Genomic DNA, 13,147 nt, shown 5'->3' with positions numbered 1-13,147 from the left:
GGCACCGGCTTTCCCATTGCTGATCGCTTGCGGCTCCTGTCGCCGGCCCTTCAGGCAGCCAGTAATTCTTCCACTTCCTCGCGTCGCGGCGGATACGCGCCGGCCCGGGTCGCAGCAATGGCCGCCGCGGCGGCAGCCAGCCGCGCCTGTGCGGCAAGGTCGCCCGCCGCGCCGGACAGCACGCCGGCCATCCAGCCGCCCATCGCCGCATCGCCACAGCCGACGGTATCGGCCACATCAACTGCGAGCGCGGGCTGCTCGACGTCAATACTGCCCTTGAGCAACGTCATGCCATGCGCGCCGCGCGTCAGCATGACGGTTGCATCGGGCGCCATGGCGCGTACCTGTGCCAGTGCCGCGTCGGTATCGAGCGCGGGAAAGAGCCCGGCCAGGTCTTCGTCGGAGATCTTGACGTAGCTGGCCAGTCGCAGCATGTGTGCGAGGACGTTGGCGTAGCCCGGTGCGCGCATCAGGTCCCGGAAGTTGGGGTCGAAGGCAATGCGCTTGCCCGCCGTTGCGGCCAGCGTGGCTTCTTCACACAGCCGTGCCGCCAGCGGCTGGCGCACCAGGCTGATGGAGCCGAAGTGGATCACCTCTGCCGCCTGGCGCCAGCCCTCTGGCAAGCGGGCCGGGTCGAAATGCAGGTCCGCGCTGTCGTCCCCGACAAAGAAGTACTGCGGCGGATGGCGTGACGCGACAAAGGCCAGGAACGGCGAGCGCGCCACCCGCTGCAGGAAGCGGCCGTCCAGGCCGGCGTCAGCACTGGCCTGGGCCAGGTCATCGCCGAACAGGTCCTGGCTGACGGCGCCCGCAAAGGCGGTCGCAATGCCCAGCCGGGCGCCAACGCGCGCCACGTTCCAGCATGAGCCGCCGGGCAGACCCAGCCAGCTGCCGTCGGCCTGGCGGACCATGTCGGTCAGGGCTTCGCCGAACACGACATAGCGGGGAAGGGGCGTGGACATCGGAGTCTCCTGTGTTGTCTGCCGCGGGTTAGCTTGCGGCCGTTGCCCGCACTGCCTGGGCGCGGCGGATCAGTGCGGCGGTCGAGGCATCATGCGCGGCGGCTCCGGCGGTGCCTTCCAGTTCGCGCTGGATCGGCGCGGCCAGCTTCTTGCCGAGTTCCACGCCCCACTGGTCAAACGAATTGATCTGCCACAGCGCACCCTGCACGAAGGTGCGGTGTTCCGACAGCGCCAGCAGCGCGCCCAGGTGGTACGGGTCCAGCCGCTGCAGCAGCAGCGTGTTGCTGGGCCGGTTGCCCTCGAATACCAGGTGCGGCACCAGCGCTTCGTCGCGCACGCCCTCGGCGCGCACTTCGTCGGCGGTGCGCCCGCGCAGCAGCGCTTCGCCCTGTGCAAAGCAGTTGGCCAGCAGCTTGGTATGGTGGCCGGGCAAGTCGCTCACGGGTTCCAGCGTGGCGATGAAGTCTACCGGAACCAGTTGGGAACCCTGATGCATCATCTGGAAGTAGGCGTGCTGGCCGTTGGTGCCGGTCGTGCCCCACACCACCGCAGCCGAGCCCGCATCGAGCGCGCCGCCGTCGAGCCGCACGGATTTGCCGTTGCTTTCCATTTCCAGTTGCTGCAGGAAGGCCGGCAGCAGTTCCAGCGGCTCGCAGTAGGGCGCCACGCAGCGGCTGCCGGCACCGAGGAAGCTGCGGTACCAGACATCGAGCAGGCCTAGGATCATCGGCAGGTTGCGCTCGGGCGATGCGCTGGCGAAATGCAGGTCCATCGCGCGCGCGCCGTCCAGCAATTGCCGGAAGCGCTCGAAGCCGATGGCGACGGCGATCGACAAGCCTACCGCCGACCACAGCGAGAAGCGTCCGCCCACCCAGTCCCAGAACGGGAACATATTGGCCGGGTCGATGCCGAATTCGGCCACCGCATCGCGGTTGGTCGACACCGCCACGAAATGCCGCGCCAGCCCGGCACGGGTCACGCCTTGCTGCAGGAACCAGTCGCGCGCAGTGCAGGCGTTGGCCATGGTTTCCAGCGTGGTGAAGGTCTTGGAGCAGACGATCACCAGCGTGGTGGCGGCATCCAGCCCGGACAGCGTGCGTGCCAGATCGCTGCCGTCGACATTGGCGACAAAGTGCATGCGCGGGCCGGTGGTTTGTGCATCGCCCAGCGCGCGGCAGACCATGCGCGGGCCCAGGTCCGAACCGCCGATGCCGATATTGACGACGTCGGTGATCGCTCGGCCATCGAACCCGGTCCAGGCGCCACTGCGCACCGCATTGGCAAAGCGCTCGATCTGCGCCAGCACCGTGGCGACGTCTGCGCCCACGGGTACGCCGAGCGCGCGATAGCCATCCTCCGGATAGGCGCGCAGCGCGATATGCAGTGCGGCGCGGTGCTCGGTGGTGTTGACCGGTTCGCCGCCGAACATGGCGTCGCGCCGCTCGGCCACGCGCGCCTGGCCAGCCAGGGTGAACAGCAACGCCAGCGTTTCGTCGGTGATGCGGTTCTTGGCGTAGTCCAGCGTCAGGCCGCAGGCTTCGGCGGTGAAGCGCTCGGCGCGCAGCGGGCCGCGCGGGCCGTCGAACCAGTCGCGCATATGGGTGCCGCGCAGGGTGTCGGCGTGCGCGCGCAGGGCTTGCCAGGCGGGTAGGGAAGTGGTCATCTTGGATACTCCGCAATACGTGGGCTACATCTCTTCATGCCAGGCCATGCTGTCTCGCGACAGCAGGGCACTGGAGGCCGCCGGGCCCCAGGTGCCGGCGGTGTAAGGCTTGGGTGGCGTGGGCGAGTTCTCCCACGTCTTCAGGATGGGCGCGACCCAGCGCCATGCCTGCACCTGCTCATCGCGCCGCACGAACAGGCCCAGCCGGCCGCGGATCACGTCGAGCAGCAGGCGCTCGTACGCGCCCACGCGCCGCACACGTGGGGCGGCAGTGTTCAGTTGCAGGTCGAGGGACGCGGGAATCAGTGCCTGCGTGTCGCCCGGCTGCTTGGTCAGGAAATACAGCCGGATGCTTTCCTCGGGCTGCAGCGTGATCACCAGCCGGTTGCCGGACATGACCCCCAGCGGATGCGGGAACAGCGGGTAGGGCACGTCGTGGAAATGGATCACGATCTCCGCCACGCGCGACTGCATGCGCTTGCCGGTGCGCAGGTAGAACGGCACCCCGGCCCAGCGCCAGTTGGCGATCTCGGCGCGGATGGCGACGAAGGTCTCGGTGCGGCTGTCGGGCGCGATCCCGGGCTCACTGGCATAGCCGGGCACGGGGTCGCCGCCGGCGGCGCCACGGGCGTATTGCCCGCGCACCACCTTCTCGGCGACGTCTTCCGGCCGGATCGGCCGCAGCGCCTTCAGGATCTTGAGCTTCTCGTCGCGGATGGCGTCTTCCGACAGGCTCGTGGGCGGCTCCATCGCGACCATGCACAGCAGCTGCAGCAGGTGGTTCTGCACCATGTCGCGCAGCGCGCCGATGCCGTCGTAGAAGTTGCCGCGGCGCTCCACGCCCAGTTCTTCGGCGATGGTGATCTGCACCTGCCGCACCCATTCGCGCCGCCACAGCGGCTCGAACAGTACGTTGCCAAAGCGCACCGCCATCAGGTTCTGCACCGACTCCTTGCCCAGGTAGTGGTCGATCCGGTAGATCTGGTCCTCGGCAAAGTGCCGCGCCACTTCGGCATTGATGGCCTCGGACGAGGCCAGATCGTGCCCGAGCGGCTTTTCCAGCACGATGCGGCTGCGCTGGCCGGTCAGGCCCACGCGCGCCAGTTGCTCGCAGATGGTGACGAACAGGTGCGGGGCCGTGGCCAGGTAGAACACCACCACCGGCGCCGCGCGCGCATTGACCAGCTCGGCCAGCGCATCGAAGCCGGCATCGGCGTTGGCATCCACCTGCAGGTACAGGATGCGGTCGAGAAAACCCTGCCAGGCTGCGGCCGCGGCGTTGCCCGCCAGCGCGGGCAGTACTTCGTCGTCGAGCATCGCCAGGTAGGCATCATGCGACAGCGGCTGGCTGCCCAGGGCCAGGATGCGTCCGCGCGGATGCAGCGAACCGGCGGCGTGGGCATCGAACAGCGCCGGCAGCAGCTTGCGCCGCGCCAGGTCGCCGGTGGCGCCGAACAATACGAAATCGAACTCCGGGGCAGGTTCAGGTGCCGGAGCGCCGGCAGGGTGGCTAGCCATCATGGATCAGAAAATAGTGGAAGGGGTGGAGGGACCGGCCATGCCGCTTACCGCGGCGCGGCCCAGCCCTTGTACTGGCCGACATTGGCGCGCGTCACCAGCGTGGACGGCAGCAGCACGGTCGGGTTGGGCGGGCGCTGGCCATTCATCATGCCCACGCCCAGTTGCACCGCCGTGCGGGCAATGGCCCACGGGTCCTGGCTGGCCGAGGCCTGCACCAGGGTGTCGGCCTTGAGCGCCGCTTCGATGTCAGGCGCGCCGTCGACCGAGGCAATCACGATGCCGCGGCGGTTAAGCTGGCGCGCGGCCAGGTCCGCGCCCACGGCCTGCGGGTCGTTGATGGTGAAGACCGCGTCCACCTTGGGAAAGCGCGTCAGGTACAGCTGCATCACGTTCAGCCCGCCTTCGCGGGAGCCCTTGGCATCCTGGTCGTCGGACAGGATGCGGATATCGGGATGGCGCGCCAGCACAGTCTTGCAGCCCTTGACCCGATCCAACACTGCCGATACCGGCGGGCCGTTCTGGATGATGACGTTGCCGCGGCCCTTGAGCCGGTCGGCGATAAAGCCGCAGGCGAGTTCGCCGGCCTGGGTGTTGTCGGTCTGCACGGTGGCATCGGCGCCGGCGGCGGCCACATCGACCGCCACCACCACGATCCCGGCCTTGCGCGCCTTGCGTACCGCCGGCTCGATGGCGCGGGCGTCGGCGGCGTTGATCAGGATCAGGTCGACGCCGGCGACGATAAAGCTGTCGATGTGCATGAACTGCTTGTTCAGGTCGTAGTCCGCCGACAGCACGGTGACCTTTACCTTCGGGTTGACCTGCCGGGCCGCGGCCTCGGCACCGCGGCCCAGTGCGACGAAATATGGATTGCCCAGCGAGCCCAGCGTCACGCCTACCTTCCTGAGCGGACGTTGCGGGGCCTGGGCATCCGAAGCGTGCGCGTCTTGCGCGGGCGCCTGAGCCATGGCCGGTGCAGCGCACAGAGCGGCCAGCACGCCGGCCGCCAGGGCTTTGAGGATGGGTTGGATCACAATGTTTCTCCTGTCCGGCAGCGTGTCAGGTACGGGCGGAGCCCTTCTGGCGATAGCGGTCGAGCGCGACCGCGCCGATGATCACCAGGCCCTTGATGATGTATTGCCAGATATCCGACACGCCCAGCAGGATCAGCCCGTTGGACAGCACCGCAATGATCAGCGCGCCCACCAGCGTGCCGGCAATCGATCCGACCCCGCCGACAAAGCTGGTGCCGCCCAGGATCACCGCGGCGATCGCATCCAGCTCATAGGACTGCCCCAGCTGCAGCCCGTTGGCCGCATAAAGCCGCGACGCCGACATCACGCCGCCCAGCCCCGACAGCAGGCCCGACACCGCATAGACGAACAGCAGCACCACCCATACCTTGATGCCCGACAGGCGCGCCGCCTCGGCATTGCCGCCGACCGCGTAGATCTGCAGCCCCAGCACCGTGCGGCGCAGCACCAGCCACGACACCGCGACCACCGCAATGGCAATCACCACCAGCCAGGGGATACCCAGCAGATCGCCGTTGCCGATAAAGGCGAACGAGATATCCGGGTTGTAGACCGTGCTGTCGTTGCCGACCAGCCGCGCCAGCCCGCGTACCGCGGTCAGGCTGCCCAGCGTCACGATGAACGGCGGCAGCTTCATGAAGGCGATCAGCGCGCCATTGACCAGTCCGAACAGCAGCCCGCACAGCAGCGCTGCCGGCACGCTCAGCGCCGCCAGTTGCGGCATCAGCGAGACCAGCATCGCCACCACCGCCGACACCGACAGGATCGATCCCACCGACAGGTCGATGCCGCCGGTCAGGATCACGAAGGTCATGCCCGCGGCCAACACCAGGTTGATCGACGCCTGCTGGGCGATGATCGACAGGTTCTGCAGGCTGGCGAAGTTCTCGGTCAGCAGCGTGAAGCCCAGGCAGAGCAGCACCAGCACCGGCAGCATGCCTAGTGCGCGCAGGCGTTCCTGCGTGGTGGCGCGCCCGGTGGCGCGCGCCAGCGGTGTGGAAGCCTGGGCGGTGACGCCATGGGCCGCATGGGACGTGGATGAGAGGGGATTGCGCATAAGTGTCTCCTGATGCTGCGAGGCGGGATGCCGCCCCGGTGCGGCCGTTCTTTGCCGGCCTGTACGGGAATTCAGCGGTTCAATGCAAGACCGGGGGCTGTTGCTCGCCGGCGCCGGTTGCCAGCGCAATGATCTGTTCCTGCATGGCGGCGGCATCGGCGCAGCCCGGCACTTCGCCGGCCAGCTCGCCTTCGCGCATCACCAGCACGCGGTCGCACAGGCCGACCACCTCGGGCAGTTCGCTGGAAATCATCAGCACCGCCACGCCGGAGCGCGCCAGCTCATTGATGAGCCGGTAGATCTCGGCCTTGGCGCCGATATCCACGCCGCGCGTGGGCTCGTCCAGGATCAGCACGCGCGGCCGGGTTTCCAGCAGGCGCGACAGCATCACCTTCTGCTGGTTGCCGCCGGACAGCGATCCCACGTTGACCTGCGGGTGCGCCACGCGGATGCCGAGCGAGCGGATCGCCGCGGCGGTGCGCTGGCGCGCGCTGGCGCGGTTCAGGCGCCCGCCCCGCAGCGCATCGCGCGCGGCCACGATCAGGTTGATGTTCTCGTGCACGCTCTGGTCCAGGAACAGGCCCTGCAGCTTGCGGTCTTCGGTCAGGTAGGCAATGCCGGCATCGATTGACTGGCGCGGGCCGGTGACGGCCAGCGGCGTGCCGGCCACGAACACGGCGCCATCGGTGCGGGCATCGGCGCCGAAGACCAGCCGCGCCAGCTCGGTGCGCCCGGCGCCCACCAGCCCGGCCAGGCCCAGCACCTCGCCGGCGCGCAGGTCGAAGCTGCAGCCGCGCACGCGCCGGCCATCGGACATATTGCGCACCGACAGCATGATCTCGCCCGGCGCGGCCTCGCCATGGGTCTTGGTGTAGAAGCCGGACAGGTCGCGCCCGACCATCATCTTGACCAGCGCCGCCTGCGTCAGCGCCTCACGCGTGAGCGTGCCGACAAAGCAGCCGTCGCGCAGCACGGTGACGCGGTCGGCCAGCTCATCGATCTCCGCCATGCGGTGGCTGATGTAGATGATGGCCATGCCTTCGGCGCGCAGCTGACGGATCAGCGCGAACAGGCGGTCGGTCTCGCGGGTGGACAGCGGCGTGGTGGGCTCGTCCATCACCAGGATGCGGGTCTCGAAATGCACCGCGCGCGCAATCTCCACCAGCTGGCGCTGCGCGATCGACAGCGTATGCACCGGCGTCTGCGGCGTGAAGTCCGCGCCCAGCCGGGCCAGCGTGGCCTCGCAGGCGCGCGCCATGGCGGCGCGGTCGACCATGCCGCGGTGGTGCAGGTGGCGGCCCAGGTAGATGTTCTCGGCCACGCTCAGGTTGGGCGCCAGGCTCAGCTCCTGGTAGATCACGGCCACGCCGTGGGCACGCGCCGTGGCCGGGCCGTCGATGGCCACCGGCTCGCCGCTGATGCGGCACTCGCCGCCCGGGTCGGCGATATAGGCGCCGGACAGGATCTTCATCAGCGTGGATTTGCCCGCGCCGTTTTCGCCCATCAGGGCATGGACTTCGCCGGCGTAGACGGTCAGCTCCATGTTGCTTAGCGCCTTCACCCCGGGGAAGGTCTTGGAGATATTGCGCAGCTCGAGCAGCGGGGCGGGGCCCGCATGGCCGCCATGCAGGTGCGCTGGCATGGGCGAGGTACGCGGTGCTTCAGACAATGGCATGGCTGGCCTCCGGAACGATGGCAGACGCACCCCGTAGCAGCTCGGCGCGCGGCGAGAAGTTCATGAACATCGGCAGCGACGCGGCACCCACCGCGCCGGCGTTGGCGCCAAAGCAGCCGCGCACCACGGTGGCGGGCGCGCGGGCTTCGGGGGCGCCTTCATCCAGCGCCTGCTGCAGGCGCGCGATCAGCGTGGCGACCAGGCCGCCGTCGATATCGGCATCGAAGATCACCAGCGGCACGTCGAGCACGGCGAGGGCGGACTGCAGCGCAGGCGCCAGCGCATCGACGCAGTCGGCAATCCATTCCTCGACCGCGGGGTGGCCCAGCTCGACCTGGCGCTGAAGGTCGGCATGGCCGTTGACCACCACGCCGTGGTGGCGCAGGTGGCGGGTCAACGCGTTGAGCGACGCGCGCGAGATCAGGATGTCGCGCCGCTTGCCGTTGCCGGCGGCACCCGGCGCGGAGGGCAGGGTGCTGGGCGGCACCGGCATCATCGCGATATCGCCGGCATTGCCGGAGACACCGCGCACGCAGTCGCCATTGAGCACCACGCCGCCGCCGATGGCGGGGCCAAGGAAGACGTAGAGGAAATGCTGGGCATGGTGGCGCCCGTAGAACAGCTCGGCCACCGCGGCGGCGGTGCCGTCGTTCTCGCCGAAGACCGGCAAGCCGGTGGCGGCGTTGAGCATTGCCGGGAAGTCAGCCTGGTCCCAGGCGCGGAAGCTTGCCTGGAAGGCCTCGCCCTGTACGTCCAGCTCGCGCAGCCAGGCACCCAGGTTATAGGGCTGCGCCACGCCGATGCCCAGCAGCCGCTTCTGTTCGGCGGGGGTGAGCAGGGCGCGCAGCTCGGCAATATCGTGCCGCACCATGTCCAGCGCCTGGTCAGGGTGGGGCAGGACCAGCTGGTGGGCGCGGCTGGCCAGGATATGGCCGGCAAAGTCCACCATCACCACCTCGATGCTCCCGCGGTCCAGCCGTACGCCAATGCCGAAGGCGCCCTTGGGCTGCAGCCGGATCAGGCTGGCGGGCTGGCCGCGCTGGCCTTCCGTGCGGCGCCCGGACTGCTCGACCAGGCCTTCCTCGGACAGGGTCTGCACGATGCTGCCCACCGCCGTATTGGTCAGCTGCGCCATCCGCGCCAGATCAGCCTTGGAGGCCTCGCCGGCACGGCGCAGCGCCAGCAGCAGCGCGCGTTCGTTGTACAGGCGCAGGCTGGCGGAATTCACGCCACGGCCCGCTTTGGATGCGGTCATCTTGTCTCCGTCCGCTATTAATTAATTCACCTTGAATTAAATGATATGAGAGCGCAGAACTCAACCGCGGGGAAACCCGGAGGGCGGATGCGGCGCCTGGGCGCCAGGTGATGGGGAAGCCACTGTCGTGGCTCGGATGCGGAAGAAAGCGGCGGTCCGTGCGCAGGGGGACCGCCGGGGTGCTGCCCGGGAGCGGGCTTATTGTTTGGTCATCTGCATGGTGAAATACCCGCCGGTCCCGGTGCTGCCGGCCATCACCAGCGTGCGCGCATAGCGCGTGCTGCTGTTCACGATGATGCTGCCGTCGGCCGGCATCAGGCGGAGCGCGGCAAAGCCCTTGTGCGGCACGCCAGTCGACAGCGCGCAGCCGGTGCTGCCCGGCTGCGTGGAGTTTTCGGCAACGGTCCTGACCGCATACAGGTTCTTGGCCGATCCCGGGGTGGCAAGCGTTGCCGTGCCCTGCAGGTCGCAAATGCGGGTGCCGCTGGTATAGGTACCGGTGACGTTGCCGGCGTCGTCGATCTGCATGGCAAAGCCGTCTTGCTTCCAGTTGCCGGCGATGGCAGCTGTGGTCCACGGCTAGCGCGCTGGACGGATCGTAGGTACCGGATAGCACATTGGTAGGGTTGCCTGGCGTGGCGACGAAATTGCCGTCAAAGCGCTGGCCCGGGGTAATGGTGCCGGCCCCGGTGGCCGGGTAGGCAAAGCCGGTTTCGTACAGCGTGCCGGGGCCCAGTGTCCAGGTCGAACCAGAGAACTGGAACGCGCCTCCCAGCACGCCCGTCAGTCTCGCGTGCACGAACTTCCCGCTGTTGTCGACCAGCGTGGCGTTCATGACGCCGACCCAGAGACCTTCGCTGTCATTGCCGACGGCTGCCGTCGAGCCCGGTTGCGGTGCGCTCAGGCTCGGCCGTAGCTCGCCAGTGGGTTCAGGTTGCGGTGCTGGATCCGGCTTTGGCCCGGGTGCCGGTGCCGGACTATTTTCAGACGGTGGCGTTTGTGGCGCCGGTGTGGGCGTCGCATTGTCCCCGCCGCCGCCACAGGCGGCCAGCAACGCGATGGCCGACAGCAGGGCTGCCGGCATGGCTATTTTCTCATTGGATTTCACCTCCGGATTGTGGGAACGGTCTTGCTTTCCCGTTGCATACAGGCGCCGGCGGATCCCATTACGGATTGGTTGCGTCGGGCGACGCGGTGGGAAATGCCGACCAGCCAAGCTATCGATCCGGGGTTGGCAGGTAAATCAGACGGATCTGAAATACGGGGGAGAAAATGCCTGAATGAAGTTTCTAGGGTAGTGGCTACAGGCGGCCGCGCATCCGGCGGCCGCCTTCGGAAGCGTCAATCCGGCAACGCGCCCGCCTGCCGCAGCGCCGCGTGTGCGATCTCCATGCGCGCCTTGGCGTGCTCGGGCCGCAGCATGTCGAGATTGAGCGCAAACAGGTAGTCATCATCGCCACGCTCAACCCAGCCCACCAGCCAGCCCACCGCCGGCCTGGCCGAATCGGCCCAGCCGGTCTTGGCGTGCAGGGTGTAGGCGGCGGTGCGCTCCATCACCGTAATGTCGTCCACGGCCTTGAAGGTGGTTGGCGAGAAGGGCAGCGTGCGCTGCACCACGCCCTTCAGGAAGTCGATCTGCTGGTAGGCGGAAATCTGCAGCGTGCCGTTCAGCCAGAAGCGGTCGACCTGGCCTGAACTGTTGGCATTGCCATAGTGCGACGCAGTCAGGTAGCGCTGGTAGGCCGCGCTGCCAACCCGCCGCGCCAGCGCCTGGTAGGCCGGCACGCAGGAGTTGGGGAAGGCCACGCGCAGCGGCACGTCAGCGTTGCAGGCCTCGGGCAGGATGGCCTTGCCGCCGACCAGCCAGACCTTGCCGTCCCACGGCAGCTTGTCATGGTCGACGTCGGCCACGGCGCCGCTCTCCAGGCCGATCATCGAGTTCAGGATCTTGAAGGTCGACGCCGGCGAGTACTGCGTGGACGCACGCGGCTTGTTGTAGGTCAGCATGCGGTCGCGCCGCAGGTCGTAGATCACCATGGTGCCGGTGGCATCGGCCTGGCGGAACAGCGCCGCGGCATCCAGCGGGACTTCTTTCGGTGCCGCCAGGGCGGGCACGGTGGCGGCAAGCAGGCCGAGGCCGATCGCCATCGGTGTCGGCAAACGAGCAAGATGATTGTTCATGGCTGTGCAGAGGAGTTGAGGGGATGGCAATCCGGGCCCGGACCGTGGTGCGCAGCATAGGAGAGCGCCCGGATAACGCCAACCGCACCGGCTGTAACTTGCGTAACATGACGGGCGCCGCCTGGCTTTCCCCGCGATTTCCCCGTTCCCAGACTGCCTGATGCCAGCCACGCCTGCCCCGATCCGTATCGACGTGTCGGCCCCGTACCGGGTCGACGGCCAACCCGCGCGCTACCAGTCGGTCTGGCTGCTGGCGCGCATCTGGCATGCGCATCGCACCGGGGAGGGAGGAGTCACCGCGGCAGTGGTGCGCAGCGCCTTCCCGACGGCGGCCAACCTGCGCATGCTGGCGTCGCGCGCGTTTGCGGACTTTGCGCGCTGGCAGGTGGCGGTTGGATGGGGCGCCGACCGCCAGCGCGATCCCGCTGCGGCCAATCCCGCGCACCGCAGCCGCGGGCCGTTCTGGATCACGGCAGCGAGCGCGCGGCGCCTGCGCTTTGTGGCGGACGGGCGCACGCTGGGCCCGGCCGCGCTGGCCGGCCATCTTGCCTTTGCCACGGCGCCGCAAGCGGCGCCGGCCGGCCAGCCGGACGGCGTTGGCTACGTGATGCGCGACATGGCCTTCTGGCGCGAGCTGACCCAGGCCATGCGCGGCGCCCAGGACGGCCACGCGGGCATGCATGGCTCAGCCGTGGCCGAATCCTTCCGCGCGGCTGGCCGCAGTGCCGGCGACGGTTTCCAGCAAGCCCTGTCGCTGCTCAAGGAAAGCCTGGCCTGGCGCCGCTGCGGCCGCCTCGATCAGAGCCGGGCGGCGCTCAGGCGTGTCGACCGCCTGGTGCAGGCGGCCGAGGCAGGCGCGGCGACGCCCGCGTTCTGCGCCATGGCGCATATCGTGCGGGCCTGGGAACGGTATACCCGCGGCGACAGCGACGGCGCGCGTGCCGGCCTGGAAGGACTGCACTCCGATCCGGAACTGCGCCTGGTGGTGCGGTACAACCCGCGCGTGCGTTTTGAAGTGCTGAACCTGGAAGCGCTGCTGCACAAGGCCGATGCCATGCGCGCCGGGCATGCCTGCACGGCGCAGGCCGCGCAGCTGGCGCTGGATACCTTCGCCGGCGCGCTGCAGGCAGCCTACGAGGCCGATTCCGTCGACGCCGTGCAGCATGCCGCGGCCAATATCGGCCTGTGCCTGTGGCTGTTCTGGCAGCACGGCCTGGTCGATGCCGCGCGGGTCTTGTCCGCCAGCGCGGTGCAGCGGCAGGCGATGCGCTGGCTGGGCTTGTCGGAGTGGATCTGCGACCGGTTCGGCGTAGGCGGCGGCACGGCGTGGAACGCGATCTTCCTGCTGCGCATCGCACGCGGCAGCTGCGGGCCCGATACCCCGCCGTCCGACCGGCCAGCCAGGGCCAACGACAGCATGGCCGCGTTCCGCCGCCAGCGCCCGTTGTCCGTTGCGGACGCTGTCGACGCCCTGCGGCCGTTCCACGCGCCGTTCGCGCCGGCCAAGGGCTTCGTGCGCTGGTCGGCCGTGGCTGCGTTCGCACTGGAAGACCATGACGCCGGCCACATCAGGCTGGGGCCGTTGCAGCTGGCCAACCTGCTGCTCGAATCGGCCTGGTATCTCACCCACGAGCAAGGCGCGACCGCAATGGCGTGCGCAGCAGTGGAGCGGCTGGCCGCCCAGCTGCCTGCGCTGCGGCCGGCCGAGCGTGCGTTCTTCACCGCGGAACTGCGTGCCTTGCCGCCAGAGTTGCGCGATGCTGCCGCAGAAGCTTCTAGGCGCAGGCGCAAGGCGGCGTGAG

Annotated in this window: 10 protein-coding genes; 1 reads left to right on the top strand and 9 read right to left on the bottom strand. The window is 68.8% G+C overall.

Translation table 11 applies throughout. The features are described from left to right. Positions 1-50 precede the first annotated feature (50 nt). The 9 genes from KB879_RS12660 to KB879_RS12620 form a co-directional block, all read right to left on the bottom strand. Positions 51-962, bottom strand: a complete 912-nt coding sequence (locus KB879_RS12660) for a carbohydrate kinase (RefSeq protein WP_211981579.1) — start codon at positions 960-962, stop codon at positions 51-53. Positions 963-990: 28 nt separating this feature from the next. Then, positions 991-2,625, bottom strand: coding sequence for a glucose-6-phosphate isomerase (gene pgi / locus KB879_RS12655; protein ID WP_153953511.1), 1,635 nt, complete (start codon positions 2,623-2,625; stop codon positions 991-993). A 24-nt stretch (positions 2,626-2,649) separates the two neighbouring features. After that, complete coding sequence (zwf, locus tag KB879_RS12650) at positions 2,650-4,146, bottom strand: glucose-6-phosphate dehydrogenase (RefSeq protein ID WP_153953512.1); 1,497 nt, start codon at positions 4,144-4,146, stop codon at positions 2,650-2,652. A gap of 44 nt (positions 4,147-4,190) precedes the next feature. Continuing rightward, positions 4,191-5,111, bottom strand: coding sequence for an ABC transporter substrate-binding protein (locus tag KB879_RS12645; RefSeq protein WP_228772350.1), 921 nt, complete (start codon positions 5,109-5,111; stop codon positions 4,191-4,193). 91 nt (positions 5,112-5,202) lie between these two features. Beyond that, positions 5,203-6,234 carry a ribose ABC transporter permease gene (locus KB879_RS12640; protein WP_013953152.1) on the bottom strand — a complete coding sequence of 344 codons (1,032 nt, stop codon included), beginning with the start codon at positions 6,232-6,234 and terminating at the stop codon, positions 5,203-5,205. 79 nt (positions 6,235-6,313) lie between these two features. Next, positions 6,314-7,876, bottom strand: coding sequence for a sugar ABC transporter ATP-binding protein (locus KB879_RS12635; protein ID WP_153953575.1), 1,563 nt, complete (start codon positions 7,874-7,876; stop codon positions 6,314-6,316). 19 nt (positions 7,877-7,895) lie between these two features. Further along, positions 7,896-9,164: an ROK family protein gene (locus KB879_RS12630; protein ID WP_013953150.1), complete on the bottom strand. Its 1,269-nt coding sequence runs from the start codon at positions 9,162-9,164 to the stop codon at positions 7,896-7,898. 198 nt (positions 9,165-9,362) lie between these two features. Next, positions 9,363-9,692 (bottom strand): hypothetical protein, encoded by a 330-nt coding sequence (locus KB879_RS39350; protein ID WP_228772338.1) that lies wholly within the window; start codon positions 9,690-9,692, stop codon positions 9,363-9,365. An 813-nt stretch (positions 9,693-10,505) separates the two neighbouring features. After that, positions 10,506-11,345: a penicillin-binding transpeptidase domain-containing protein gene (locus KB879_RS12620; protein ID WP_153953514.1), complete on the bottom strand. Its 840-nt coding sequence runs from the start codon at positions 11,343-11,345 to the stop codon at positions 10,506-10,508. Positions 11,346-11,505: 160 nt separating this feature from the next. Between KB879_RS12620 and KB879_RS12615 the strand changes: the two genes are divergently transcribed. Beyond that, positions 11,506-13,146 carry a hypothetical protein gene (locus tag KB879_RS12615; RefSeq protein WP_153953515.1) on the top strand — a complete coding sequence of 547 codons (1,641 nt, stop codon included), beginning with the start codon at positions 11,506-11,508 and terminating at the stop codon, positions 13,144-13,146. Position 13,147: the final 1 nt, after the last annotated feature.

It is taken from the genome of Cupriavidus sp. KK10, assembly GCF_018223725.1.
Classification (GTDB): Bacteria; Pseudomonadota; Gammaproteobacteria; order Burkholderiales; family Burkholderiaceae; genus Cupriavidus; species Cupriavidus necator.
The sequence above is the reverse complement of the archived record's forward strand: the minus strand, read 5'-3'. Positions and strand labels throughout refer to the sequence as shown.

Bases quoted from the DNA above. Each gene is read 5' to 3' on its own strand.
- KB879_RS12660 (WP_211981579.1), bottom strand. From the start codon at position 962: ATGTCCACGCCCCTTCCCCGCTATGTCGTGTTCGGCGAAGCCCTGACC.
- pgi (WP_153953511.1), bottom strand. From the start codon at position 2,625: ATGACCACTTCCCTACCCGCCTGGCAAGCCCTGCGCGCGCACGCCGAC.
- zwf (WP_153953512.1), bottom strand. From the start codon at position 4,146: ATGATGGCTAGCCACCCTGCCGGCGCTCCGGCACCTGAACCTGCCCCG.
- KB879_RS12645 (WP_228772350.1), bottom strand. From the start codon at position 5,111: ATGGCTCAGGCGCCCGCGCAAGACGCGCACGCTTCGGATGCCCAGGCC.
- KB879_RS12640 (WP_013953152.1), bottom strand. From the start codon at position 6,234: ATGCGCAATCCCCTCTCATCCACGTCCCATGCGGCCCATGGCGTCACC.
- KB879_RS12635 (WP_153953575.1), bottom strand. From the start codon at position 7,876: ATGCCAGCGCACCTGCATGGCGGCCATGCGGGCCCCGCCCCGCTGCTC.
- KB879_RS12630 (WP_013953150.1), bottom strand. From the start codon at position 9,164: ATGACCGCATCCAAAGCGGGCCGTGGCGTGAATTCCGCCAGCCTGCGC.
- KB879_RS39350 (WP_228772338.1), bottom strand. From the start codon at position 9,692: ATGCAGATCGACGACGCCGGCAACGTCACCGGTACCTATACCAGCGGC.
- KB879_RS12620 (WP_153953514.1), bottom strand. From the start codon at position 11,345: ATGAACAATCATCTTGCTCGTTTGCCGACACCGATGGCGATCGGCCTC.
- KB879_RS12615 (WP_153953515.1), top strand. From the start codon at position 11,506: ATGCCAGCCACGCCTGCCCCGATCCGTATCGACGTGTCGGCCCCGTAC.